Origin of the sequence: Marinobacter sp. 2_MG-2023 (assembly GCF_030546935.1) — a bacterium.
Classification (GTDB): Bacteria; Pseudomonadota; Gammaproteobacteria; order Pseudomonadales; family Oleiphilaceae; genus Marinobacter.
Window position 1 is genome coordinate 346,958 of the sequence record NZ_JAUOPH010000004.1, and the last position, 24,680, is coordinate 371,637.

Sequence of the window (24,680 nt, forward strand, 5' to 3'; positions counted from 1 at the left end):
CCGGGCAAAGCCCGGTGCAAATTTCTTTATATCTCTGCTAAAGCGGCTTATCTGCCACTTAATCGCTCACCGGCCCCTCCTTGATGGCGGTGCGCATGCGTCGGCGCAATATCGGCCCGAATAGAGTCGGCAACACCAGGCCAAGACCGGCTACCAGCCACAGCCCAATGGCCAGAGGGCTTGACCAGAGCGTTGACCAGTCACCATCAGACAGGATCAATGCGTGGCCCAGATTTTTCTCCATTTCCGGCCCCAGAAGCAGACCCAGAATAATGGGTACCATGGGAATCTCGAGCTTGCGCAGAATAAACCCGCCAACCCCGAAGACGATCATGAAGTACAGATCGAAGGTACTGTGGCTGATGGAGTAAATCCCTACAAACGCCACCATGGTCACAATGGGCAACAGGTACATAGGCGGCACGGACAGCAGCCGCACAAACACCCCGATCATCGGAATATTCAGCACCAGCAGAAGTACGTTACCGATCAGCAGCGCAGCAATCACGCCCCATACGATGTCGGCATTCTGTGTGAACATCAGGGGGCCTGGCGTGATATTCAGGGAGATCAGCATAGCCAGCAGTACCGCTGTGGTGCCACTACCAGGCACACCCAGAGTCAGCATCGGCACCAAAGCACCTGACGCAGCACCGTTATTGCCCGCTTCCGGTGCCACAACACCACGGATATCACCTTCACCAAAGCGACCTTTTTTGCCCAGTACCGACTTTTCCAGGGTATAGCTGATAAAGCTGCCCAAAGACGCACCGGCGCCCGGTAAAACACCAGCCACAAAGCCTAACAAACCACCACGCAGCTGGGTCGGAATTGTCGTTACGACCTCTTTAAAACTCAGTGTCAGCTTACCCACTTCCACTTTGCTGCGGCCTTTGCCCATGCGTGATTCAACAAAAAACAGCAGCTCGGATATGGCAAACAGACCAACAATCGCCAGAATGAAATCGATGCCCTCGTACAGCTCCAACACACCGCCGGTGTATCGCTGGGTGCCGGTGGATATGTCGATCCCTACGGTGGAAATCATGATGCCCAGCGTTGCAGCAATGACCGTTTTCATCGGATTTTTGCCGGTAATACCACCCAGGGTGGCGAAGGCCAGCAAAAACAGCGCGAAATATTCCGCCGGCCCGAACGTCAGCGCAAAACGCGCCAACACGGGCGCCAGCATAATCAGCCCTATGGTGCCAATCAGGCTGCCCGCGAAGGACGCAATTGCCGAGATTGCCAAAGCATCCGCCGCCCGGCCTTTTTGTGCCATGGGATAGCCATCGAGGCAAGTCATCATGGCAGGCTCGTCGCCCGGAATATTCAGCAGAATCGACGAGATCCGACCGCCGTACATGGCGCCAGCGTAAACCGATGTGAGCAGAATCATCGCGGTTTCAGGCGGCAACCCCAGGGTAAAAGCCAGCGGAATCAGAATGGCAACGCCATTCGCCGGGCCCAGGCCTGGCAGACAGCCAATCAAAGTACCCACAAAGGCACCGAACAGCGCAAACATCAAGTTGTACGGTGTCAACGCCACCGCAAACCCTTCCATCAGAAAGCCTATGGTTTCCATGATTAAAAGCCCCCCAACAAGCCATTGGGCAAGCTTAAGGACAGCCCATAATTAAACAGTCCAAACACCACAACAGCGCTGATCAGGCCAGTTACAAACGAGTTGGTTACCGGTGCACCCATACGCCAACTCAAAGCACCAACGGCCAGGGTGGTAGAAATAATAAAGCCCAGAGGCTCCAGCAGAAGTGCATAAACCACCAGCACAACGATTGATATCAGCAGTTCAAGAGCCGATTTCCCTACTGGCCACTGAGCGTCTGCATCTGGCTTTATCATCAGGTACAAGCTACCCACCACCAGTACGACCGCCAACATGGTCGGAAAGGTTTCTGGCCCCACCCCCTCGGTACCGCCGAAGGGCTCTGGCCATTGTTGAGCTACCCAGCCGTAGGCAACCGCCAACACCAGCAGGAATAGCCCAAGAATACGATCACCCATACCAGTCATTTCAGCAGCCCTATTTCCCGGGACAGGTCTTCGATCTCCTGCACCTGATTGGTCACGAAGGCCTCAAACTCACCAGCTTTGGGATGGAACGGAATCAGACCGTTACTTTTCATGACGGCTTTCCACTCTTCACTGGCGTAGAGGGTGTCGATTGCCTTTACCCAATACTGCTGAGCGTCTGCTGAAGTGTCTTTTGGCATGTAAAAGCCACGCCAGTTAGGGCCAAGCGCATCAATACCCTGCTCACGGGCAGTAGGGATATCGCCGAATTTACCCGGCAGGCGCTCCTCTGACAGTACCGCCAGCACGCGCAAATCGCCGGATTCCATAAAGCCGGTAGCCTCTGACACATCACCGGTAAAGGCGTCCACCTGGCCACCCACGACCTGGGTCATGGCTTCGCCGCCGTTGTTGTATGACAGGTAAGGAATGGATGGTAGTTTTTCAGCGCCTGCAGCCTTTGCGGCAATAAGGACTTTGAGGTGATCCCAGCCGCCACGGGCACTGCCGCCGGCGAATTTGACCGAACGCGGGTTCGCTTTCAGCGCGTCCATCAGTTGATTCAGGTTTTCATATTTGGAGTCTTTGCCTACAGCAATGATGCCGTAGTCTGCACCCAGTGCACCGATCCACTTCACCATGGAGGCGTCCATACCGGGAAACTGCTTCTGTGCCAACCGCGTGGTGGTGGCGGTAGACGCTGCGACGATCAGTTTATCGTCGTTTTTACGCTTGCTGACCGTGTGAGCATATGCCACACCGCCGCCTGCGCCGGCCATGTTAACGGTTTGCACCGTTCCATCGACCAGATCAAGGGTTTGCATCACGTTGCCGACACTGCGGCAGGTAAAATCCCAGCCGCCGCCTGGATCGGCTGGCGCCAGGCACTCGACTTTTCCGCTGGGTTGCCAGGCCATGGCAGACATACTGAAGGCGGCTACTGCCGCAAATGCGATTGTTCTTTTAATAAACATACACATTACCTCTTTGTTGTTTGAGCACTCAGAGTAAAAGGCAATGCGTAGTTCCTGAAGTTTGCGGGCGTAACGCGTTTAAAAAAACTACTGTGCTTTTTGTGCATAAAGTTCACGAGCAAACCCGCCAACGGTGTCCTACCCTTTACCCATTCCATTGATGGACGATTCTTAAGAGCCTTATGCCTGTTAAACGACGCACCAAACTCAAAACCCGCATGATTCTCACCCTGGGCCTGGTGAGCGCACTGCAAACAGCGTTTATCGGGGTATTTGCCGGTTATTACCTTAGCGAATCCCTATACAGCGAAATTGGCCAGCGTGCGCTGATGGTGGCCAAAACCGTTGCCGCCAGCCCCGCAATTATTCAGGGCATACAGCAGAAGGACGTCGAGTCTCTCAACACGCTTACCCATACAATGGCTGTCACCAACGAAGCCTTGTTCATCGTGATTGGCGACCACAAAGCTATTCGCCTGGCCCACCCCTCACCCGATCGCATCGGACACTCCATGGCGGACGACGACGGCGACTTTGGCCGCCGCGCGCTGGAGGAGGGAGAGGGTTATGTGGCCCGTGCGGTAGGCAATCTGGGCGAATCCATGCGCGGTAAAGCGCCCGTGTTCGAGCCCTCCAGCGGCGAGATTATCGGCATTGTGTCGGTGGGATACAGCGTAGGGCAGGTAGAAGCAACGGTGCAGCGCTACAACTTTGTGCTGTACGGCGTTCTGGGCGTGGTCTTGCTGGTTAGTATTCTGGCCGCGGTGGTCATCGCCGGTCGGTTCAAGCGCGCTATTTTTGGTCTGGAACCGGAAGAAATCGCGGGGCTCTTTCAGGAACGCGATGCTACTCTACAATCGATACGTGAGGGCATTATTGCCATCAATCGTCACGGCATTATCACTACGGTAAACCGTGCCGCCCTGACAACTCTGGAGCTCAGCCCAGATACCCCCATTGCGGGGCGACCGATTCTGGAAGTATTACCGGAGAGCGACCTGATGTCGGTTCTGACCACAGGTACGCCGGATTTCGATCGCGAAGTGTGGCTGCGCAACCGCCAGATGGTGGTGAACCGGCTACCGATGCGCCAGGGCAACGAGATTATTGGCGTGGTGGCCAGTTTTCGACTGCGCAACGAGCTGGACCAGGTCAGCCAGCAGCTCACGCACATCCAGCAATACGCCGACACTCTGCGCAGCCAGACCCATGAATACTCCAATAAACTCCATACCATTGCGGGGCTGATTCAACTGGGCGCTTATAAGGATGCGCTGAAGCTAATCGGTAACGAGGTGATCAGCCATCAGGCGCTGATACACCTGCTGCTTGAAGCGGTGCCAGACCCCATCATTGCAGGTTGCCTGCTGGGCAAACACAACCGGGCGCGGGAAATGGGCCTGCATCTCGACATAGACCCAGGCAGCCAGATGGCCGACCTGCCTGATAACCTGCCACGGGATCAGTTGGTGAGCGTGTTGGGCAACCTGATTGATAATGCACTGGAAGCCACCCGCCGCCACACAGGTGCAAACGGCCGGGTGCATTTGTCTATGACCGACCTCGGCCAGGAGCTGATTTTTGAAGTGGAAGATCAGGGGCCGGGCGTGGCACCGGAGGTACAAAACCGCATCTTTGAAAAGGGTGTGACCAGCAAAGCCGGTAACGAACACGGTTTTGGGCTTCACCTGGTGCGCCAGTTCCTCGACAGCTGGGGCGGTTCAGTAACCGTGGAGAATCTGGGCGAAGCAGGCGGCAGCCGCTTTACCTTATACTTACCCAAAGAACCCACAGGCAGGAGCCAACCGTGCCCCCCATCCGACTGCTGATCGCCGAAGACGACCGCCAGATTGCAGAAATTCAGCGCCGCTTTATTGAACGCCTGGGGCAGGTGGAACTGTGCGGCATCGCACACACCCTGGCAGACGCCCGGGAACAGGCCGAGGTGCTGCAGCCCGACCTGATCCTTCTGGATGTGTATTTCCCCGACGGCAGCGGCCTGGATTTACTGCGCGAACTGCGCGCCAGTGACAACAGCAGCGATGTAATCCTAATTACCGCCGCCAAAGAAGTGGACACGCTACGCACTGCCCTGCGCGGCGGGGTGTTCGACTATATCCTGAAGCCTCTGGTGTTCGAGCGCCTGGAAGAGGCCATAACCCGCTACTGTGACCACCTTGCGCGCCTATCGGCACTGAAACACCTGGGCCAGGACGAAGTAGACGCCCTGCTCCCGCGCAACGCCGGCGAAACGGGCAGCGACACCCAGCATAGACTGCCAAAGGGAATCGACGTTATTACCCTCGACAAGATCCGCGAATTGATCGCTGATGGCAAACCCTGGAGTGCAGAAGAAGTGGGCGGCGCCATGGGTGCATCACGCACCACCGCCAGGCGTTATCTGGAATACATGACAGGCACCGGAACTCTGGTGGCCGAGGTTAGTTACGGCAGCGTTGGCCGGCCAGAGCGGCGCTACCGGATGCAGGGTCTCCCGACCTGAGTACCAAGGATTAACCACCCATTCCGGATCGTCAACCTCACCAAGAGCCCGGATTTCACAAAAAGGCGCCGCACTGCGGATAATCTCAGCCACGTCGCTGCTGTGTTGCGCCTACATCGCATCCCGGCTGGCTTTGCTGTCCCAGTGGGCAATGGCTATAAGGATTTTGCGATGCACAAGCGAGCAACTAAGCCGCAGATGGCGATACATAACTGAAGCGCTTGCGGTACTGCTCCATGGTGCAGCCCGCTATCCTTTTGAAAAGGCGCCGGAACGAACTGGCATCTTCATAACCCACACTCCAGATAATGCGAGCAGTCTGTTCACGACTGGATTCCAGCAAATGCTTGGCTCCCTCGACCCGCAGGTGTTGCAGGTAACCAATGGGCGTTTCGCCAGTGGCCTCCTTGAAGCGGCGTTTGAAAGTACGGGCGCCAAGACCAGCAACAGCAGCAACTTCATCGATGGTCACGGGGTCGGCATAATGCTCTTCAAGCCAGGTTTGTGCCTTGCGGATGGCATCATCCTGATGAGCCTTCTGGCTGTATAACGCCATATAGGGCGTCTGCTCTATTCGGCGACCGTCCAGCACCAGCATTTTACTGCAGGCAAGAGCAACCGCAGGCGAGGCAAATCTTTCCACCAGATGAACACATAAGTCCACAAACGCCGAAGCACCACCGGCACAGATGATCTGGCCGTTATCCACCAGCAACTGATCCGCATCCATGCGGATATGAGGATAACGGCTGCGGAACAGTGAGGCTGCTCGCCAGTGAGTAGTCGCCACTTGATCGTCAAGCAAACCGGCCTCCGCCAACACAAAACTGCCGGTGCAGACACTCGCAACCACCGTACCCTTTGCCACGGCGTCCCTGAGCCAGCCATGCAGCGGAATTGCCGGCGCCAGGGTTTGATCCAGACGATCTGCACCAACGGCCGCTTCTACCGAGGACCCCATCACAATCAAATCTGCCTGAAAGTCTCTCCGCTGGATGGTCGGCGTGATCACGGCACCGCTGTAGCCGCGCACTGGTTTGTCATCCACGGTGACGATCTGGCAGTCGAAGAGCGGAGCACTCTGCGCCCCCGATTGGTTGCTGCAGTAATTGGCTACGGAAAAGAAATCCATTACGCCGTGCACACCAGAGGCGTGGCAGTATGGTAAAGCAACAATCGCGACGTTGAACATGAACCTGGCCCTTTTCGCATTTTATATGTCAAATATGACACTCCTGCTCATCGCCCGCAAGCCCTAACCTGAAGCTGTAAACAACCAGAGCAGGAAGAAGGACTTTCACTATGAACTCACCACTGAACACCCAACCTTCGATTACTCAACAGTCCACACCTCGCCGTGCTGGTCTTTCAGCCACCCGACTGGCTTTGCAGCTTTACGCTCGCGTGGCCCCGCAGAAAGCAGGTCAACTGGTAAATCGCATGGCATTCCGGCCATCACGCCTGCCATTGCCTATACGCTATGAATACCTGTTGGACACTGCCGACAGTTATACCCGGCTCCAACATGGTGCCCACAGCATTCCGGTGTATTCTTGGGGGAAGGGGCCCGTTATTCTGGGTGTTCATGGCTGGGCCGGCGCAGGCATCCAGTTTGGTGCCTGGGTGAATCCTTTGGTAGAAGCCGGCTATCGCGTGGTGCTGTTCGACGCAATAGCCCATGGGCGCGCCCAGGGCAGCAGTACCGACCTGTTTGAGATAGCCGAGGTCACAACGAAGGTGGCTGACCATGTTGGCCTGGTCCACGGGATATTGGCGCATTCCATGGGCTGCATAGCGGCTGCAAGAGCAATTAAGGACGGTCTTCATTCCCAGCACTTGGTCATGCTTGCGCCCCCACTCAGCGTAGCGGCTGTGATGGACAATCTGGGGCAGCAACTTGGGTTACGCCAGGATGTTCTCGACGTCCATCTTCGGCTAATGGAAGAGCGTTTCGGGGATTCGGTTTGGGAGAAGCTGGATCTGGAGGCACTATCCCTGTCACTTAAGCAGCGTGGCATGATCGTCATTGACCACGACGATATGTCGATTGCCCCAAATGAAAGTGAAAGAGTCTCTACCAACTGGCAAGCCGCACAGGTACTGCGCACCCGTGGCCTGGGGCATTACCGGCTGCTTTGGAGCCCACTGGTAATTGAAACCGTTCTTCAGGATCTGGGCAGGCCGGTGGTCGACACGGTTGCTTGATTGAACATGACCGCTTTATCTCATCTATGACGGTTGCACCACCCATTCCGGCTCATCAAACTCACCAAGAGGCCGGATTTCACAAAAAGGCGCCGCACTGCGGATAATCTCAGCCACGTCGCTGCTGTGTTGCGCCTCCATCGCATCCCGGCTGGCTTTGCTGTCCCAGTGGGCAATCGCTATAAGCGCATCCGGATCACCGATCTTGCGGTGCAATTCGGTTCCCCTCGCGCCCGGTGCACGCTGAATCAACTTACTTGCACGCACCCAGGCATCGGCGTAGTCCTCGGCGGTATAGCCCTCTTTGATATGTACTTCGAAGATGTATTTCATACCTGCCTCCACTGTCGGTAGGGGTAATCCACAAACCATGCCTTTTCAAAGGCCTCAGTACTGAAGCTACTAGCTAGCTTGTCCTCTATCAAGCAGCTACCTTGACTACGGATCAGACCACCTTATAGCATTTAACATTCATTCGAAATACTTGTTAAAGGTGACCACATGCTCTCTGAATATACCATTGCTACCGTTAAATCGACGGTGCCTCTACTGGCCGAAAATGGCCAAGCCATCACCAAAGAGTTTTATAGAAGGCTGTTCGCCAACAACCCCGACCTGCAGCATATATTCAACATGGCCAATCAACGCAGCGGTGGCGGTGGTCAATCATCCGCTTTGGCAGATGCCGTTTTTGCCTACGCCAATAACATCGACCAGATTGAAGTACTGGTTCCCGCAGTGCAGCGAATCGCCAGCAAACATGCCAGCATTGGCGTTGAGCCCAAGCACTACCCGATTGTAGGGGAAAACCTGATCGCAGCCATTCGGGATGTGTTGCAGTTGCCAGACAATCACAAAGCACTCATCGCATGGGAGGAGGCCTACAACGTGCTGGCACAGATTTTTACCGCTACTGAAGAAAGCATGTATAGCGAAAAAGAAACTCAACCAGGGGGCTGGCGCGGATTTCGCTCCTTTACCATTGAGCAAATTGTTGAGGAAACACCGGAAGTTAAATCGTTTTACTTCAAACCAACCGATGGTGGCGCTATTTGCGCCTATTCCGGCGGCCAGTATCTTGGCATCAAGCTGACCGGAACCGGTGACAGCTATGATGAGATCCGCCAGTATTCACTATCATCCTGGGGCACAGAGGATTACTACCGGATTTCGGTCAAAGCCGAAACTCACGGAGCAGCATCGCAACAACTCCATCAATGTGCGGTCGGTGATACAGTTGAACTGAGCGCGCCCAATGGGCAATTCATGCTGAACAAAAACATTCCGAAGCATGTATTTATCTCCGGTGGCGTTGGCATCACTCCGCTGTTCAGTATGTTGAAAGAAGCGCTGGCATCTGGCATCCCAGGCGACAACCTACAATTTATTGACTGCTGCCGCAGTGCCGAGCATCAGATCTTCCGCAAGGAGCTGGCAGAGCTGACAGCATCAACAGGGCTGGATCTTAGGCTTGCATTTGAGTTTGGCGAAGGTGCGGACTGGGTTGGGTACTTATCCGCTGACATTCTCAATACATGGCTGACCGACAAAACTGCCCACGTTTACTTCTGTGGCCCTATGCCCTTTATGGCCGCCCTTAAGAGCATACTTAACAGCATCGGATTCACCGACGATCAATTGCACTACGAAGTGTTCGGGCCAACCACGGAGATCCCTTCAACCCATTGATGCCATAAAGAAACCAGGCAGGATTGTAAGATGGAATGCTTTGCTGCCTGCTCATCCCACCGTACCCTTTGCCACGGCCTCCCAGAGCCAGCCATGCAGCGGAATCGCCGGGGGAAATTAATTCGCCCGGACAAAGACCCAGTTTATCCCGACGTTGTCGCAGACGATGACATCGCGATCGACGGTCTCACACATAGACAGGTTTTCTGGCAGCTCATCGTGGTAGCGGGCCTTCACGCCCAGAGTTTTTCGATCCTGTTTGAGCAGCTCGTAGGTCTGCCCCATACGCTTGGAAAAATCCACGTCACTGTTTTCAAGGGTTTGAAAGGCGTTGTGAAACGCCGTGAAACTCATGGTGTTTGCGCCAAGGCCAATAGCCAGCATTTTGAGGATGTAACGATCATAGGCGGCCGAGAGATAAGACCGCACGGCTTCATCATCGTTTCGTCCGCCATCAAAAGGCACTATTCCGAGACGGTTGCGAGGCTCCAGCACGCCGTCGTCCAGTGATGCAAGTGAGCGATTGCCTTCCAGCTCATAGGTGACTTTCGGGCACTGTATAAACTCGCCCCTCAACAGGCAACCCGCCAAGCCCCGGGTAACCGACGGTTCAGAGCGGGATTCTTTCGCGGGTTCTCGCTGCGACGTGGCCAATTCAGGTTTAGACCCAGGTTCAGGGGTGGCCGAAACCTCGGGCAATGTCAGGCTCAGACGTTTGGCTGGCTGGCGCAACAACAGCGCCTGCACCTTTGGATCATTACGTTTGAAATCCACCATAGAAGGCAGGCCTGCACCTCCACCGCGCTCTACAACCTCACAGTAGAGACGTTCCAGATCCGACTGTGCTGACGCCAGACAACCTTCATCGGCGCTGGCGACCGAAATCCAGCCAGCGGCGAAAATCATGAAGAGTTGTTTTAGGTAGGCGATGACTCAAACCTCAATAATTCTGTCTGCAACAAACAGCGGTGGCACGTATTCTTTCGGATAGGCACCCGGGTTGGCGAACACGCGAGTGCCTTCAACCTGCAGATCAACAGGCTCATGAACATGGCCGTGAACCCACAGATCCATCTTCCCCATCAGCGACCGCAAATTCGAGGCGAACGCCGGTGACAATGAATCGCCCTGGTATTTTGGCGGAATGCATTCCGGCAAAGGCGCATGATGGCTGATGACCACTTGCGGTCCCGAACAGGGTTCGCTCAGCTGCGCCTCCAGCCATGCAATGGCTTCTGCGTGCAGCTTCTGGCTTTCTGCCGTGGTAAACACCTCACCCGTTGGTTGTTCGATAATGCGGAAATCAGGCATATACGCGAGCGCGCGCCGTTCCGTCTGCAACGGATCCTGGTCAGGCTGGCCGTCATACAGACTAAAATCTGTCCATAAGGTGGTGCCATGAAAGCGCACGCCGCCAATATTCACCGTATCGTTATCAAGCAGATGAATTCCCAACCGCCGGGCTTCGGCACGCATTGCCTGGCGGGCCTCGGGCATACTTGTTCCGTAGAACTCGTGGTTACCGGCAACGTAAATAATCTCCTGCCCGACAAACCGCTCCGCTGCCCAGGCAAGACCCTCCGTTGTGCGGTGAATGTCTCCGGCAAGGATAACCACATCTGCGGCTACGTCCGGCAGCTCTCGACCTTCCCGAAAAGTCTCGATGTGTAAATCTGACAATATTCGCAAACGCACAATGTTACCTCCTTTATTGATGTGCCAGAGCGTAGTCGATCCCGGCGCACACCGCGGCAACCTGCGCAGCGTTGCATTGCTCGGGGGTCGCACGGGGGCTGTCGGGATAAACCTCCGTCGTCGTTCTATAGGGTGCACTGGTCACACTGGCACACAGGCCCAGCTGCTTGAGCGGGTACTGGATAACGCCACGGGCGGCCATAGGTGAACCAAGGATCTCCCCATTGTCGTCAGCAGGGGCAATATGAGTGACCTGCTCCACCGCCTCAATCACCTTCTGCTGAAATTCAGAATGAGGGTTTTCGCTGTCGTCGACCAGATAAAAGCCATCGGGAATCTCACCTGGCTCGAATGGCTTTCCTTCGAGAGCTGCCAGTGCGGGTCTAAACTCGCTTTCATCCGTATCGGTAGTTTCGTGCAGGTCCATATGCATCAGCACACGATCACGAACGGGCGCAACAAGCCGCATCAGTGCCGCCGCTTCCTCTGCCGGGCTGTCATCCCGAAATGAGCGATTCGGGTCGACGGCGTTCGGGTTCCAGCGGTGGATGCGCTCGTATGCCCAGGGGCTAACACAGGGCGCAACCAGCAAGTTGACGCGCCCGGCGTAATCCTCTGCACGCTGACCGACGAACTGCAATGCGCCGTGCACACCACTGGTTTCATAGCCGTGCACTCCGCCTGTTATCAGCACGACCGGAAGATCGTCACGCCAGTCGCGGCTGCGGATCGCCATCAGCGGGTAAGTATCCGGACCATAATCCAGCCGCCCATACTCTTCCACGTCAAAGCGCGAGCGCAGGCGCTCGATCACGCTCAGCACTTCTGACTCGTAGCTGCGCTGCCGAGTCTGTCGCGAAACCCACTCGGCGCGTTCTACCTCGCCCCAGGGAATGCCAGGCGTACCGATTGGGTAGAATGCGGTAACCGTGCTCATCTTGATTTTCTCCGGAATGCTTTCATATCACCTCTCTTTCCTGAGGTCGCCATCCAGACCGGCGTTCTGTATTGCCACGTACTCAGTGCCGTAATCGATAAACGACCATCCAAATGCATCACCAAAGAACTCCTTCGTTGCCCCATGCCCATATTAGCCCTTGATCAATTTATCGACCATACTGATAAATCTCGTGCAATCCCAGCCGAACTCAGCATGAACTAACCGTGCCCTATGGCCGCCGATGATCTTGGCTATTAACAAACTAGAGGTGAATCCGGTGCTGGAAGATTCAGTTTTCATAGGCAAAGGCAGTTCTGTTCAAAACCTGTTGTTACGTCGCGCCAATCGTCACGGCCTTATTGCCGGAGCAACCGGTACCGGCAAAACCGTCACCCTGCAGATTCTGGCGGAAGGCTTTTCCGCCCAGGGTGTGCCGGTATTCATGGCCGATGTGAAAGGCGACTTGTCTGGCATTTCCCAGCCAGGCACTGCCAAACCTTTTCTTGCCAAGCGCGCAGAGCAGGTTGGCCTTGAACCCTACAATTTCGCGGGATTCCCCACCGTGTTCTGGGACGTTTTTGGTAAACAAGGGCACCCAATGCGAGCGACCATTTCAGATATGGGCCCGCTTTTACTGTCTCGTCTGCTGGAACTAAACGACACTCAGGAAGGCGTTATCAACATAGCCTTCAAGCTTGCCGATGATCACGGCATGGCCTTGCTTGATCTCAAAGACCTGCGTGCATTAATGACGTTTGTGTCCGAGCAGTCGAAGGAGCTCACTGCGTTATATGGCAACGTCAGCAAAGCATCCGTAGGCGCGATACAACGTCGCTTGTTACAACTTGAACAACAGGGCGGAGATCAATTCTTTGGCGAACCGGCCCTGGAACTCGCCGACCTGATGCGCTGTGATTCGGATGGGCGGGGGCACATTAATTTGCTGGCTGCAGACCAGTTGATCGAAAGGCCCCAGCTATACGCCACCATCCTGCTCTGGCTATTGGCCGAGTTGTTTGAGGAACTACCCGAAGTTGGTGACCCTGAAAAACCCAGGCTCGTGTTCTTTTTTGATGAAGCTCACCTGCTATTCGAGGATGCTCCGAAAGCTTTGCTTCAAAAAGTGGAACAGGTGGTGCGATTAATTCGATCCAAGGGCGTAGGCGTCTATTTTGTTTCACAAAACCCTACCGATATCCCCGACAAAATACTCGGCCAGCTCGGCAACCGGGTGCAACATGCCTTGAGAGCCTTTACCACTCGTGATCAAAAAGCCGTTCGCGCAGCCGCTTCAACCTTCAGAGAAAACCCCGAACTGGATACTGAAAAAGTCATAATGGAACTCGGTGTCGGCGAAGCCCTGGTCTCTACCCTCGATGCCAAAGGATCGCCCTCTATCGTTGATCAAACGCTTATACGTCCGCCCTCTTCACGCATGGGGCCAGCTACGGCAGAAGAACGTAAACGTATTCTCAACCTCAGTGAGTTTGGCCCTCGCTACGACCAGGTTATAGACCGCGAATCCGCTCACGAAATTCTGCAAAAACGCGCGGAGAAAGCTGCGAAAGAAGCTGAGCAAGCAGCCCTGGATAAAAGCCGGGTTTATAAACCGCCAGCCAGTAAAAGCAAAAAGCCCCCACAGCGTCGACGCTCCTCACGCCAGGGGGTCTTTGAAACCATGGCAAAAAGCATAGCGCGTACGATGGGCCGCGAAATGACACGGGGAGTTATGCGAGGCCTGCTAGGATCCCTGTTTAAAGGGCGCTAACGAGGAGTATGCTTCGAAGGGATCACTCATAGGTTCGCCCGTTGTGCTTAAGCCAGCCTTCATCAGGGACCTTCTTATAGCGCAACAGTTTTATCTCCCTGGCAGGGCAACCTCAACGGTCTTACCTCCATAGCCGAAACGTTGATCACGGCCTTGAATGACCACCGTTGCAACGGACTTTGGAACCTTGACCGCATGGAGGCTTCTGGTGAAGGGCTGTTCGGCGGCGTGATCGTGTAGAAGTATTCGTTCGCCGTAGAGCGTGCCATCTTTTCCCATCACCCGAAATGCATCTGCATAACGTTGTGGCGTGTCGTAGGGTGAGGAAAGAGTAACGTCGAAATTGAAGCTGTCATCGCCGGTGGCGCGCACCTCGGCTGAAATGACATCGGGGTACCTCTGTTGAGATGCATTTTCTGCTAATACATCGCCCGCCAAGGTAATGATTCCGATCGCAAGAATCGTGAAAATTCGAAGGTGCGACAGCATAGCGGATTACTCCTTCGTTGACTGAACTGTATTGAGATAAGCCGAAAACACAAAGTGTTTCTCGTCCCGCCCATTTTATTCGCTAACTTCCATTGTATTAACGCGAGTGGTACCGGTCACTGTAACCAAAAACTTCCCGACCTTTTCTTCAATATGGCTTTCGACCGTTTTCAGCCGAAGCAAAGGCAAACCACCTTTTTGAAGGATGCTATTCTTCAGGGCATCCCATTGCTTCTGCTGAGGCTTTTCGTGATCACCTCCGTCTACCTCAATGACGGCTAGCGGTTTCTTACCCACCTTGAAGTAGAGCACAAAATCACAAGAGCTTCGGCCCTTCATAAACCCGCGCTCTCTGGCGGTCAAAGCTTCGTTGTTAAGTGACACCAACTGATTCAAGGCTATCTGCGTATGGAAGGTTATCCCCTGATTAGCAGGAAGAGAAAGACGTTCGCGCAGTATCTGGGCGACTATCTGTTCCGACCTGAATTGTGAATCGCCCGCCCTTAAAGCAGACTGCAGCTTTTCCAGGGATTGGTCATACTCGGCGTAGAGCAGATCAAAAGCCGACACAACGGGTGAGCGATGGACTTGTGCCGCTTCATTCGCGTAATACTCAATATAGCGTATCAAAGCTGCAACAGGCCCACTCGACGCACTGAAGACATCATCACCTGTTACCAACGTAAACTTTTCTTTTGCGCGGGACACCGCAACGTTGATCAGATGGGGATCATCCACAAATCCCAGATTTTTCTGGTTACTGGCTTTCTTGTCCAATACCGTCGAAAAAACAATCTCATCACATTCCCTGCCCTGGAACTTGTGGGTGGTATCTTTGATGAAGCTGGCAGGAAGGTGAGAGCGCGAAAGCGCAACCTGTGCGTTGTATGGTGCAATAAATCCTCGCTTGGAGGCTTCATCCCACTGGCTGCTTTCGCCCCCTTCCAGGACATGGAGTAATGAATCCAGCTCTCGCTGGTTTTTGTAGAGCCGGGTGTGATTCCCTTTGGCAGTTACTATAAGTTGCAGGACATCTTCGCCCGCATCCTGAGTCATCGGAATAAGTTCGTTGTCATAGAATTGCTGATTACAGAACTGGATGATTCTGGGGTGGCACCGGTAGTGCTCCTTCAACAGGGTAACCGGAATGGTGTCGCCAAAAACCCGAAGGCAGGAATCCAGCAAGCTGTACTTTTCGCAGTCATACGCTCTATCAGGCGCTGATTTACCAGTCTTCGTAAAGATTGGGGGCAATTGTTTTCCGTCACCAACGATAACCAGGTTCCGGGCGCACCCCAACGCCAATATTCCCGGAATAATATCCTGCTGGGAGGCTTCATCAATGATGGCGTAGTCGAGAACCGTCCCTGACTTAAGCGAGTTGATGATGGAGTGCGTACTGCTGCCGATGATGGGATAGCTCTTCAGAAACGCATCGATCCGGTCCCGGTACCCTTCCGAAGTAAAGGCTTCCTCAGGCCGTTTTCGTTGTTGAAGCTGATCTTTCAGGTAGGCCATCGAGGAAGTGGTTACGCTCGCTAATAATGCGTCGAAGTCACCATTCTTCAAAGTCTCCTGACAGGAAGCCAGCTCAGCTTCTTTTTCCTGCAAGGACTTGTCGTAGTATCTCAGTTGCAACGCATGGATTGTGGCGTCGCGTTTATCGGTGGTACTAAAAGGTTTGATGCGCAAAATCCGGAAATTCAACCACAGCTCTATTCTGTTCCTCATGCTGACGGGCTTGTCATCCAGCATAGTAAGATAAGCCATCAGATCGGTGATCTTTTGCTTTGATAACCGGTATTTTTCCAATGGGTCAGTTTTGGGCGAGTTTGGGTCAGTTTCCAGATTCTCCTGCCGCCAGTGAAGCAAATGCTTTCTCTCGATGTTCAGTTCATCGACTTCAGCTTGCAGTTTCGCCACCTCGTTCCGTGCATGTAGAAACTGCTTTAAATTCTCCACATCTGCCTCGATATCATTCAATAACGGCGCAGGTGGAGACTCTCCTGTTGGAAGCGAGGGAGTATTTTCAAAAAAATTCTTACGATTTTCTCTGTTGCCGAGCTTGGCGACAAGGAAGTCCAACCCTTCTTTACCCAGCTTCTCATACACATTTTCAACGGCGGTATTATTGTTGGAAAGGATGGCAACGGTTTCATTCCTTAGCAGAATATTGGCAACAATATTCAATATCGTCTGGGTCTTTCCTGTGCCGGGAGGGCCCTTGATAATACTTACCTGCGAGGAGAAAACGCCCGCCACGGCCTCTAGCTGGCTCTCATTGATACCAAAGGGAAAAATAAGATTTTCTTGAGATTCTCTTGGCTGACTGAAGCCTGTGCAGTATGAATTCAATACAATCTCTGGATTTGAAGGCAGGGCCTTCAGTTGGCGCAACACATTTTCCGCAATCGCGGCATCTTCCTTAGAGCTTGCCTTCGCCTTTTCCAACCTGGCCTCGGCCACAGAAACGAAGTAACGGAAGACTTCTCCATCCTTGAGCTTTGTTTTTTTAACAAGCCGGATGTTGTCCATATTCATAACGTAGGTTTTAGCATTCTCCGAATACTGGACAACTGCCTGTTTGTTACCATAAACCACCGCCCTATCCACTTGCCCGAACACGCTACCGTTTTTCTTAACAAGGAGCGCGTCCTCCAGCACTTCTGTGGGCGTGACTTGGCATTCACTAAGCGGACGAGTGTAGGATTTTCCTGAGGGGAAAAAGCAGGTCAGCTCCAGGCCTTTACGAGAATCCCGTATTTTCCAATCATTGATCTGCTTGGTCTTATCCTGGCCGTCTACATGGATGGTGACCATGGCCCTCTCGATATTATTTGCTCTGAAAAAACTGATTGGAGTGCTTTGCAAGGTATGAGATGAACCAGGCAAGCAGTCATTCAACCACTACCCAAAAGACTACAAGCACAATGTAACCAAAAACAGTCGGGCTGTAATCTACGAGACCCCTGCTCTTACGCTCTGGATGGGTTAGACTTCAAACAGCCAGCCGGACGCCCCAATTAAAGGAACAGAATGAGTAAACCTGGCACCATCAGACCCGAAACCCGATACCTTCTTTACTTCGCTGTTTTCTGGATTGTGTTCCTCACCGCTGCAACCTATTTACTCGGTAGCTGGGACTCCCGCAAAACCAACCCGAACCAGCAACTGGTCAGCCACACCGACGGCGACGTCACCGAAATTAAACTGCAGGCAAACCGCCAGGGCCATTATCTGGCAAATGGCACTATCAATGACCAAAACGTGACCTTCATCCTCGATACCGGCGCGACAACCGTGTCTGTCTCAGAACACATCGCCCAAAACGCAGGCCTTGTCCGGATGCAGCCCAGCCTTGCACGCACTGCGGCTGGTACCGTACGTGTGTGGGATACAACCATTCCGGAACTCCGCATGGGCGATATCACATTCAATAATGTACCCGGCACCATTAACCCGGAGATGGACCCGGACATGGTCCTGCTAGGCATGAGTGTGCTTGGACAACTTAACTTCTCCCAACACTCGGGCGTTTTGACCCTGAGCCAGGGAACACATTGAGATGGAGGGGAGCCTCTCAATCGCCATAACTTGGAAGTCTGTCACTGTCCGAGCTGTTTCAGAAGATGAGGGCGCCCGCTGGAGGCAGCAAGTGCAGAGCGAATTTCATGCGATTGTTAAATGGTCTTACACCAACCACTGATATACAGCCGCACCGCCCAGCGCTGGCAATAACATCATCATTGCAAACGCTCCAAGACATCCGCCACTACTTCGAGCCTGCGCTCTTTCCTGTCGCGGATTATTGGCCAGCCACTGGCGGTGGCAGCTACTACAGTAAAGCTTGAGAAAACCATTGTTCCATGCCTGGACAGTTCTTGGATCAAACGCTGAAACCGCTTTGCAACGAGCACAGGTAAAGTTCTTTTCGAGAGGCTTCCGCTGTCGATTTAAAATGAAGAAGCCCACGACTGCAGGTGCACCAAAAACCCACGAGCTTTCGATTGAATTGGTGCGAAAAAACGCAAACCCAAGGGCAATAAATGAACCTAAAATAACCAGAATCGAAACGTAATCGATAGCATTTTTTCTTGGTGGCTCGATTTTACTATGCCGACTTTTGGCTGACGTTCCCGAAGCTTTGGTAACGCCTTCAATGACAACACCCTTTGCTCTTAATCTATTTTGGGAATCTCGCGTTGGGTCATATAAAACGCTATCTCCAACTTCAGGCCGCCTCGCAGTTGTTTTGACGCTCGAAATGTGGAAAAACAGCTTTTCGCCTCCATTCTCGGGCTGAATGAAGCCAAACCCTTTGTCATCTTTCCACTGACAAACCTTCCCTTTCATAACTATCCTAATGTTTCTTGGGGCTGACTAACCCATTTAACGCGAAGCTAAGCGGTGCCCTGACAAGGGCATCCGGTGGACGGCCCTCGGGCCGGGAGCGTACTTAAGCGATTGGTTAGCAAGCCCATTGGGTTGCACCATAGACTACTACACCCGCGCCAAAGATAAATTGGCAGAAGATCAGCACGCGAAAAGCAGTGCTGTATCGGACAATTTTCCCGTGGCAACCCGAATCATTTGCGAACAGTCTGCTGTGTTCAGGGAACTCTTTTTCTAACTGCTTGAGGCCCGGGATAGTGAGGCGTAATAGGTGCTGACTCCTCAGGTCTACTAGCCAGAAAACCAGCGCTAGAATGATGATGAAAGAGCCAAGCAATACGAGAAGGACAGGATTGAAGTGTCTGTCGATAGCGGTGAAAACACCACCATCTGCGAATATCGAGAGAAGCACAAAGAAGTTGAAGCCTTTTAGTCTCTGCTCCGCGTTAAATTTGAAGTGATCCCAAAGGTACTGCCACTCATCCATGTGATTTCCTTACTTGCTAACAGCAATTATTTGGCAATTTTCACGTTCTCAGTTGCATTCACCAAGCCTTTCAAAAATCTAATGGCCTTTTCTAAATCATCTCGCTTCACAATATGTGCTGAGTAGGCGTTAGTGGTAGCTTTGTGTGCGGCATCTCCTCGCTTTGAAATTAGCTCATTTAGAGCCTTCTTTGCTTGCGGCGGCTGATAATTATCCCACTTCCAATGCTCAGTGATATCAATGTCGAAATAGGTTTTGAAAAGATTTTTGGTGCGGTCGTGATTTGGGTTGAAGAAACGCTTCAGTTCTTCATCGACTTTCTTTAACACAAAATTCGATATTTGGCTTCCCTTTAAAGAGCAGAGCCAAACATCAATTTCTTCACGAAATCGATCTTTGACATAAGTTTCCCAAGCGGCCAGCGCGATAACCATACCAGCCCGTTTTAGGGCCTCTGACCCATTCGTAGGATCCTGTTTATCTAAATCAAATCGCGCTAATAACTTTTCCGCATCTTTTATCGAGTATTCGAATAGCTTCCCAGCGTCAGACAACTTCGTTTCCTCTTGTGAAATTCTAACAGCGTATTAGATAGCACGCTTCATTATTGCAAAAACGTGACTTCCACATTTTACGCAACCTTCCACGCCCCAATCATAGATTTTTACTCACAAAATCAGAACGTTAAAAAATAAAGCCGCTCACATCCTGTAATCGCGTGACATCTTCATTATTGCAATAACACCGAATCCTCAACACCTTGCCATGAGCCGTTAGTCGCTCGACGCTCTTTCCAACGGCAATGCATCACCCACTGCCAGAGCTACATCCATAGCTTACTACCTTCAACATTAGCCCATTTCCGGACTATCTGCCGTAGCTCTTTGCAAAAACGTGTTCATTCGGGTGAAGAGAAGTGTTTCGTAGTCGGCTTATCGGCGATCAGAATGTAAGTGGAGCTATAGAGGAAGGCTTCGTAGCGGGCGTTTTCCGTTCTCCAAAGCCTGAAACCAATTTACCCCAGGCGTAGATCAGCAACACAAACAGTATTGCGGCCGCTGTTCTTAGCCTGATAGAGAGCCTGGTCTGCTCTATTCACCCAACTGGTCAGAGGGGCGCCGGGCACAACTTCTGCAACTCCGAAACTGCAGGTAAGATGCCCGACTTCGCCAAAAACCTGTTCAGCCATCGACAGACGCAGCTTTTCAGCGACTTTCTGTGCCTCTTTGGCATCACTTTGAGGTAACAGGATGATGAATTCCTCACCACCCCAACGGGCCAGAACATCACTGGCTCTCAGATTTTGAAGGGTCAGCTCGGTTAACCGGACCAAAACCTCATCCCCACTGTGGTGGCCAAAGCGATCATTGATCTTCTTGAAGTAATCGATATCGAATATTATCAATGAAAGAGGCGTTCCATGGCGCAGTGTTCGCGAAGCTTCTACTTCGACTCTCTCTTCAAAATGTCGTCGATTAAAAGCGCCTGTGAGAGGGTCCGTGGTCGCAAGCTTCGTCAATGCTTGACTCGAGTTCTGCAACTTCCGGTATGCAGATTTGATTTCAGCGACGTAGTTCATGATCAAAGCGCGGCCGACCAGCAGAAATACCACCAGATAAACGGGCAAAAACACGAAAATCAGACCAAGCTCTACGACCCTGATGCCGTAGGTCTTGTCGACCGTGATCGAGCTTCCCAGGAAAAACAGTCCTAGTCGCGCACACTGGACGACTAACTGGACGATCAGCAATGTTTTAAGTGAGTTCAGGAGGGGCTCGCCCGGGCTTCGCTGAAGGTGCAACACCAACACCTCGGCCAGTGCCCAGCCCGCAAGGCAAATCAGCAGGATCAATAGTAAAAGCTGGTGCTCCCACTGTATGTTGAGCAAAGACAGAAGGTCCAAGCTGAAATTCAGTGCCAGTATCAACGCACTTAAGGCACCGACTATGCTGAGTGGCAGTCTCGCCTTTTGTAACCAGGGGGTCTGGTCCAGATCTCTCACTGGTGACCACCTGATTTTCTTATTAGAACGGGTTCCACCAACTCTCGCCATTCATCGGAGCAGCCCGGATAGAGCTCATCACAGTACTGCGCCCATTTTGGAAAGACGGTCTCTTTAAAAGCTTGGCCCAGTAACTGGTAGTCCTGCTCACTCGGCTCAACATCAACCAGGTTATAAGGCGTGCCGTCCTGGCAGGGTTGACCCGTGTTGCACGCTGAAAACTGTAAATGAAGTTGCTCAACAGACGCCCATATGGCGTCCACATAAGCTTCAAAGGCCTGTTCCAGCCTCTCCTGCTGGTGACGCGACAAGCGGTTCCAGAGGCTGAGGTTAATAACATAGCCATTGACCCCCGCCTGTGTGCGTAGCCGGAAGAAGTGGGTTGCGTATTCCGGCCATCCAGCTGCATTAGCCGAGGCGGCGCTACTGATGGCGCAGTCGATCAGCCCGCTACGCAGGCCCATTTGGACGTCTTCAAACAACATAATGACCGGCGAGGCACCAAAATATTCTATAAGGGGCGAGAAGGTTTCATTACTCACTCGTATCCTCAACCCCTCAAAATCCTGTAGGGACTCAACCGGTGTTCTACAGACAAACACCTGAGGGCCAAACGGCCACATACCCAACAATTTCACATTGAAACGGTCCTGCAGGCGACGGTCGAGTGCAGGAGCGTAGGCTTGCATGATTGCGTAAGCGTTCTCAACATCAACCGCTCCGCCGAGCAGGTCCACACCGAGCAATGCGGGTTCAACCCAGGCGTTCTGAGGAAACCGCAGCGAAACAAGATCAAGCGCGCCTTCTCTCAACATGATTAACTGGTGGGTATCTTTGAATCCAAGGGTATCGACTGGTGTATAGTTAATTTCAAGTGGCAGGTCCGTCGTTTCTGCGAGGTCCTCAAAAAATTTTCTTTCCTCGATGTGCACAGAACCCGACGCATGCTGCTGACCAACAACCTGAACAGGAATGCGGTCGTATACCTTCCAGGCGATGGAAAACCCGGCGATCAAAACCATCGCAACCAGAGGTCTAACCCACATACACGAAATGCCCTCAACGTGCGCGTTGGCGCCCCCACCCAGGATCAAAAGAAGTCATCAGCCGTTGTCCATTACAATACTTAATTAAGATGGGTAATGAATATCGAGGAGTGAGTTCAATGGGGGGACATGACAGCCCCAGGCAAAGCGCCAGGGACTGCTTTAACGCAACTTACTTAACTTTCGGATCCAGCTCACCAGACTCGTAACGCTCAAACATACGCTCGAGATTGATTGGCTTGATCTTGCTGGCCTGGCCGGCGCAGCCGAAGGCTTCGTAGCGTCTGATGCACACGTCGGTCATGGCGACCATGGTGGCTTTCAGGAATTTGCGTGGGTCGAACTCGGCCGGGTTCTGGGCCAGGAAGCGACGCACTGCACCTGTGCTGGCGAGGCGCAAGTCGGTGTCGATGTTTACTTTACGCACACCGTGCTTGATGCCTTCCACGATTTCCTCAACCGGTACACCGTAGGTTTCCGGAATCTCACCGCCAAACTCGTTGATCACTTTCAGCCATTCCTGGGGTACGGAGCTGGAGCCGTGCATGACCAGATGGGTGTCTGGAATGCGTTTGTGGATGGCTTTGATTTGCTCAATGGCCAGGATGTCGCCTGTGGGCGGGCGAGTAAACTTGTATGCACCGTGGCTGGTGCCGATGGCGATAGCCAGGGCATCTACGTGGGTCTTTTTCACGAAGTCGGCGGCTTCTTCGGGGTCGGTCAGCATCTGGCTCATGTCCAGGGTGCCTTCGGCGCCAATGCCATCTTCTTCACCGGCCTGGCCGGTTTCCAGGGAGCCCAGGCAACCCAGTTCGCCTTCTACAGATACACCACAGGCGTGAGCCATTTCGACGGTACGACGGGTTACGTCTACGTTGTATTCGTAGTCCATAGGCGTTTTGCCGTCTTCACCCAGGGAGCCGTCCATCATTACAGAACTGAAGCCCAGCTGGATGGAGCGCTGGCAGATGGCCGGGCTGGTGCCATGATCCTGGTGCATAACGACCGGGATATGGGGCCATTCTTCAATAGCGGCCAGAATCAGGTGGCGCAGGAAGGGGGCACCAGCATATTTGCGGGCACCGGCAGAGGCCTGAACAATCACCGGGGAGTCGGTTTTGTCAGCCGCCTCCATGATAGCGCGCATCTGTTCCAGGTTGTTTACGTTAAAGGCTGGCACACCGTAACCATGCTCGGCGGCGTGGTCCAGCATTTGCCGCATCGAAATCAGGGCCATTTGGTTGTCTCCTTAGTTACACATTTGTTTGAAATCTGGTTCGCAGTCCTACGCGCCGCGCTCTTCCAGTACGGCAACAGCTGGCAGCACTTTACCTTCCACAAATTCCAGGAAGGCACCACCACCGGTGGAAATATACGAGATCTTGTCAGCTATGCCGTATTTGTCAACGGCCGCGACGGTATCGCCACCGCCGGCCAGAGAGAAAGCATCGCTCTCGGCGATAGCGTTGGCCAGGGTTTTGGTGCCGTTACCAAACTGGTCAAACTCAAACACGCCCACAGGACCATTCCACAGGATGGTTTTGGCATTTTTGAGCAGTTCAGCGAACTGGCCCGCAGTTTCCGGGCCTACGTCCAGGATCATGTCGTCTTCAGTTACGTCGGAGATGTTCCGGGTGGTGGCTGTAGCGTCTTCTGCAAACTCACTGGCAACCACAACGTCGACCGGCAGCGGTATGTTCACGCGGGAGGCGATATCTCTGGCAGTTTCCAGCAGGTCGTGTTCGCACAGGGACTTGCCTACCGGGTGACCAGCAGCCGCAAGGAAGGTGTTGGCAATGCCGCCACCGACGATGATCTGGTCACACACTTTTTCAAGGGCGTTGAGCACGTCGAGCTTGGTAGAGACTTTCGCGCCGCCAACAATGGCAACAACTGGCTTGGCCGGGTTATCCAGGGCTTTGCCCAGGGCTTCCAGCTCTGCCGCCAACAGCGGACCGGCGCAGGCTTCCGGTGCAAAGCGGGCAACGCCATGGGTTGAGGCCTGGGCGCGGTGCGCGGTGCCGAAGGCGTCCATCACGTAGATGTCGCACAGCGCGGCGTATTGCTTGGCCAGGGTTTCGTCGTCTTTCTTTTCGCCTTTGTTGAAGCGCACGTTCTCGAACAGCACCACTTCGCCGTCAGCGACTTCAACACCTTCTAGGTAGTCTTTGATCAGGCGCACTTCCTGGCCAAGCACTTTGGTGAGGTGCTCGGCAACCGGCTTCATGGAGGAGGCTTCGTCGTAAACGCCTTCTTCCGGGCGCCCCAGGTGGGACATCAGCATCACCTTGGCGCCGGCGTCTTTTGCCGCCTTGATGGTTGGCAGGGAGGCACGGATGCGGGCATCGCTGGAAACAGCGCCGTTCTTCACCGGTACGTTGAGGTCTTCGCGGATCAGAACCCGTTTGCCCGCGAGGTTCAGGTCGGTCATTTTTTTGATGGCCATAACACTCTTG

The 24,680-nt window shown here is 53.4% G+C and carries 23 protein-coding genes and 1 pseudogene; 6 read left to right on the forward strand and 18 right to left on the reverse strand.

The genetic code is table 11. The features are described 5' to 3' along the window. Positions 1–58: 58 nt before the first annotated feature. Genes Q4501_RS12185 through Q4501_RS12195 form a run of 3 tightly spaced genes read right to left on the reverse strand, consistent with a single transcriptional unit; the run spans position 59 to position 3,008 of the window. Complete coding sequence (locus Q4501_RS12185) at positions 59–1,585, reverse strand: tripartite tricarboxylate transporter permease (RefSeq protein WP_303596510.1); 1,527 nt, start codon at positions 1,583–1,585, stop codon at positions 59–61. Between the two features lie 2 nt (positions 1,586–1,587). Further along, the gene (locus Q4501_RS12190; RefSeq protein WP_303596511.1) at positions 1,588–2,034 is read right to left on the reverse strand and encodes a tripartite tricarboxylate transporter TctB family protein; all 447 of its coding nucleotides are present in this window, start codon (positions 2,032–2,034) and stop codon (positions 1,588–1,590) included. Beyond that, positions 2,031–3,008 carry a tripartite tricarboxylate transporter substrate binding protein gene (locus Q4501_RS12195; protein WP_303596512.1) on the reverse strand — a complete coding sequence of 326 codons (978 nt, stop codon included), beginning with the start codon at positions 3,006–3,008 and terminating at the stop codon, positions 2,031–2,033. Before Q4501_RS12195 ends, Q4501_RS12190 begins: the two co-directional genes overlap by 4 nt. Positions 3,009–3,190: 182 nt before the next feature. Between Q4501_RS12195 and Q4501_RS12200 the strand changes: the two genes are divergently transcribed. Both Q4501_RS12200 and Q4501_RS12205 read left to right on the forward strand, forming a co-directional pair. After that, a complete protein-coding gene (locus Q4501_RS12200) occupies positions 3,191–4,837 on the forward strand; it encodes a sensor histidine kinase (protein ID WP_303596513.1) in 1,647 nt (548 codons plus the stop codon). Continuing rightward, on the forward strand, positions 4,816–5,511 hold the full coding sequence (locus Q4501_RS12205) for a response regulator (protein ID WP_303596514.1): 696 nt from the start codon (positions 4,816–4,818) through the stop codon (positions 5,509–5,511). The genes Q4501_RS12200 and Q4501_RS12205 overlap by 22 nt, the downstream gene beginning before the upstream one ends. Positions 5,512–5,517: 6 nt before the next feature. Here the strand turns inward: Q4501_RS12205 and Q4501_RS12210 are convergent. Then, positions 5,518–5,694 (reverse strand): annotated as a pseudogene (locus Q4501_RS12210) (antibiotic biosynthesis monooxygenase); the annotation flags it as partial. 4 nt (positions 5,695–5,698) lie between these two features. Then, on the reverse strand, positions 5,699–6,703 hold the full coding sequence (locus tag Q4501_RS12215; protein ID WP_303596515.1) for a GlxA family transcriptional regulator: 1,005 nt from the start codon (positions 6,701–6,703) through the stop codon (positions 5,699–5,701). Between the two features lie 110 nt (positions 6,704–6,813). Between Q4501_RS12215 and Q4501_RS12220 the strand changes: the two genes are divergently transcribed. After that, the gene (locus tag Q4501_RS12220) at positions 6,814–7,716 is read left to right on the forward strand and encodes an alpha/beta fold hydrolase (protein ID WP_303596516.1); all 903 of its coding nucleotides are present in this window, start codon (positions 6,814–6,816) and stop codon (positions 7,714–7,716) included. 24 nt (positions 7,717–7,740) lie between these two features. Here Q4501_RS12220 and Q4501_RS12225 read toward each other — a convergent pair whose 3' ends face one another. Continuing rightward, positions 7,741–8,049, reverse strand: coding sequence for an antibiotic biosynthesis monooxygenase (locus tag Q4501_RS12225; protein ID WP_303596517.1), 309 nt, complete (start codon positions 8,047–8,049; stop codon positions 7,741–7,743). Positions 8,050–8,217: 168 nt separating this feature from the next. On the opposite strand from Q4501_RS12225, the gene hmpA reads away from it, so the two are divergent. After that, the gene (hmpA, locus tag Q4501_RS12230) at positions 8,218–9,405 is read left to right on the forward strand and encodes an NO-inducible flavohemoprotein (protein WP_303596519.1); all 1,188 of its coding nucleotides are present in this window, start codon (positions 8,218–8,220) and stop codon (positions 9,403–9,405) included. A gap of 117 nt (positions 9,406–9,522) precedes the next feature. Here the strand turns inward: hmpA and Q4501_RS12235 are convergent, their stop codons facing one another. Genes Q4501_RS12235 through Q4501_RS12245 form a run of 3 tightly spaced genes read right to left on the reverse strand, consistent with a single transcriptional unit; the run spans position 9,523 to position 12,037 of the window. Next, entirely contained in the window at positions 9,523–10,311 is a 789-nt protein-coding gene (locus Q4501_RS12235) for a hypothetical protein (protein WP_303596521.1), read from the reverse strand. 27 nt (positions 10,312–10,338) lie between these two features. Then, the gene (locus Q4501_RS12240) at positions 10,339–11,100 is read right to left on the reverse strand and encodes a metallophosphoesterase family protein (protein WP_303596523.1); all 762 of its coding nucleotides are present in this window, start codon (positions 11,098–11,100) and stop codon (positions 10,339–10,341) included. 13 nt (positions 11,101–11,113) lie between these two features. Further along, positions 11,114–12,037, reverse strand: coding sequence for a M14 family metallocarboxypeptidase (locus Q4501_RS12245; RefSeq protein WP_303596524.1), 924 nt, complete (start codon positions 12,035–12,037; stop codon positions 11,114–11,116). 280 nt (positions 12,038–12,317) lie between these two features. On the opposite strand from Q4501_RS12245, the gene Q4501_RS12250 reads away from it, so the two are divergent. Further along, the gene (locus Q4501_RS12250; RefSeq protein WP_303596525.1) at positions 12,318–13,808 is read left to right on the forward strand and encodes a helicase HerA-like domain-containing protein; all 1,491 of its coding nucleotides are present in this window, start codon (positions 12,318–12,320) and stop codon (positions 13,806–13,808) included. A 90-nt stretch (positions 13,809–13,898) separates the two neighbouring features. Here the strand turns inward: Q4501_RS12250 and Q4501_RS12255 are convergent, their stop codons facing one another. Together Q4501_RS12255 and Q4501_RS12260 are read right to left on the reverse strand one after the other, a co-directional pair. Next, a complete protein-coding gene (locus Q4501_RS12255; protein ID WP_303596526.1) occupies positions 13,899–14,297 on the reverse strand; it encodes a hypothetical protein in 399 nt (132 codons plus the stop codon). A 75-nt stretch (positions 14,298–14,372) separates the two neighbouring features. Then, positions 14,373–17,117 carry an AAA domain-containing protein gene (locus Q4501_RS12260; RefSeq protein WP_303596527.1) on the reverse strand — a complete coding sequence of 915 codons (2,745 nt, stop codon included), beginning with the start codon at positions 17,115–17,117 and terminating at the stop codon, positions 14,373–14,375. A gap of 216 nt (positions 17,118–17,333) precedes the next feature. Between Q4501_RS12260 and Q4501_RS12265 the strand changes: the two genes are divergently transcribed. Then, positions 17,334–17,861, forward strand: a complete 528-nt coding sequence (locus tag Q4501_RS12265) for a TIGR02281 family clan AA aspartic protease (protein ID WP_303596528.1) — start codon at positions 17,334–17,336, stop codon at positions 17,859–17,861. Between the two features lie 126 nt (positions 17,862–17,987). On the opposite strand, the gene Q4501_RS12270 is transcribed toward Q4501_RS12265, so the two are convergent. The 7 genes from Q4501_RS12270 to Q4501_RS12300 all read right to left on the reverse strand — a co-directional run bounded on the left by Q4501_RS12270 (position 17,988) and on the right by Q4501_RS12300 (position 24,670). Then, positions 17,988–18,650 carry a cold shock domain-containing protein gene (locus Q4501_RS12270; RefSeq protein WP_303596529.1) on the reverse strand — a complete coding sequence of 221 codons (663 nt, stop codon included), beginning with the start codon at positions 18,648–18,650 and terminating at the stop codon, positions 17,988–17,990. Between the two features lie 115 nt (positions 18,651–18,765). After that, the gene (locus tag Q4501_RS12275) at positions 18,766–19,176 is read right to left on the reverse strand and encodes a hypothetical protein (RefSeq protein ID WP_303596530.1); all 411 of its coding nucleotides are present in this window, start codon (positions 19,174–19,176) and stop codon (positions 18,766–18,768) included. Between the two features lie 26 nt (positions 19,177–19,202). Next, the gene (locus Q4501_RS12280) at positions 19,203–19,730 is read right to left on the reverse strand and encodes a HEPN domain-containing protein (protein ID WP_303596531.1); all 528 of its coding nucleotides are present in this window, start codon (positions 19,728–19,730) and stop codon (positions 19,203–19,205) included. A gap of 461 nt (positions 19,731–20,191) precedes the next feature. Next, positions 20,192–21,178: a diguanylate cyclase gene (locus Q4501_RS12285; protein WP_303596532.1), complete on the reverse strand. Its 987-nt coding sequence runs from the start codon at positions 21,176–21,178 to the stop codon at positions 20,192–20,194. Continuing rightward, complete coding sequence (gene dctP, locus Q4501_RS12290) at positions 21,175–22,224, reverse strand: TRAP transporter substrate-binding protein DctP (RefSeq protein ID WP_303596533.1); 1,050 nt, start codon at positions 22,222–22,224, stop codon at positions 21,175–21,177. Before dctP ends, Q4501_RS12285 begins: the two co-directional genes overlap by 4 nt. 172 nt (positions 22,225–22,396) lie before the next feature. Further along, entirely contained in the window at positions 22,397–23,461 is a 1,065-nt protein-coding gene (gene fba, locus Q4501_RS12295) for a class II fructose-bisphosphate aldolase (protein WP_303596534.1), read from the reverse strand. A 48-nt stretch (positions 23,462–23,509) separates the two neighbouring features. After that, positions 23,510–24,670, reverse strand: a complete 1,161-nt coding sequence (locus Q4501_RS12300; protein WP_303596535.1) for a phosphoglycerate kinase — start codon at positions 24,668–24,670, stop codon at positions 23,510–23,512. Positions 24,671–24,680 lie beyond the last annotated feature (10 nt).

Coding starts and splice junctions, on each gene's coding strand:
- Q4501_RS12185 (WP_303596510.1), bottom strand. CDS start 1,585: ATGGAAACCATAGGCTTTCTGATGGAAGGGTTTGCGGTGGCGTTGACA.
- fba (WP_303596534.1), bottom strand. CDS start 23,461: ATGGCCCTGATTTCGATGCGGCAAATGCTGGACCACGCCGCCGAGCAT.
- hmpA (WP_303596519.1), top strand. CDS start 8,218: ATGCTCTCTGAATATACCATTGCTACCGTTAAATCGACGGTGCCTCTA.
- Q4501_RS12225 (WP_303596517.1), bottom strand. CDS start 8,049: ATGAAATACATCTTCGAAGTACATATCAAAGAGGGCTATACCGCCGAG.
- Q4501_RS12220 (WP_303596516.1), top strand. CDS start 6,814: ATGAACTCACCACTGAACACCCAACCTTCGATTACTCAACAGTCCACA.
- Q4501_RS12235 (WP_303596521.1), bottom strand. CDS start 10,311: ATGATTTTCGCCGCTGGCTGGATTTCGGTCGCCAGCGCCGATGAAGGT.
- Q4501_RS12245 (WP_303596524.1), bottom strand. CDS start 12,037: ATGAGCACGGTTACCGCATTCTACCCAATCGGTACGCCTGGCATTCCC.
- Q4501_RS12255 (WP_303596526.1), bottom strand. CDS start 14,297: ATGCTGTCGCACCTTCGAATTTTCACGATTCTTGCGATCGGAATCATT.
- Q4501_RS12300 (WP_303596535.1), bottom strand. CDS start 24,670: ATGGCCATCAAAAAAATGACCGACCTGAACCTCGCGGGCAAACGGGTT.
- dctP (WP_303596533.1), bottom strand. CDS start 22,224: ATGTGGGTTAGACCTCTGGTTGCGATGGTTTTGATCGCCGGGTTTTCC.
- Q4501_RS12200 (WP_303596513.1), top strand. CDS start 3,191: ATGCCTGTTAAACGACGCACCAAACTCAAAACCCGCATGATTCTCACC.
- Q4501_RS12265 (WP_303596528.1), top strand. CDS start 17,334: ATGAGTAAACCTGGCACCATCAGACCCGAAACCCGATACCTTCTTTAC.
- Q4501_RS12260 (WP_303596527.1), bottom strand. CDS start 17,117: ATGGTCACCATCCATGTAGACGGCCAGGATAAGACCAAGCAGATCAAT.
- Q4501_RS12270 (WP_303596529.1), bottom strand. CDS start 18,650: ATGAAAGGGAAGGTTTGTCAGTGGAAAGATGACAAAGGGTTTGGCTTC.
- Q4501_RS12195 (WP_303596512.1), bottom strand. CDS start 3,008: ATGTTTATTAAAAGAACAATCGCATTTGCGGCAGTAGCCGCCTTCAGT.
- Q4501_RS12190 (WP_303596511.1), bottom strand. CDS start 2,034: ATGACTGGTATGGGTGATCGTATTCTTGGGCTATTCCTGCTGGTGTTG.
- Q4501_RS12215 (WP_303596515.1), bottom strand. CDS start 6,703: ATGTTCAACGTCGCGATTGTTGCTTTACCATACTGCCACGCCTCTGGT.
- Q4501_RS12275 (WP_303596530.1), bottom strand. CDS start 19,176: ATGGATGAGTGGCAGTACCTTTGGGATCACTTCAAATTTAACGCGGAG.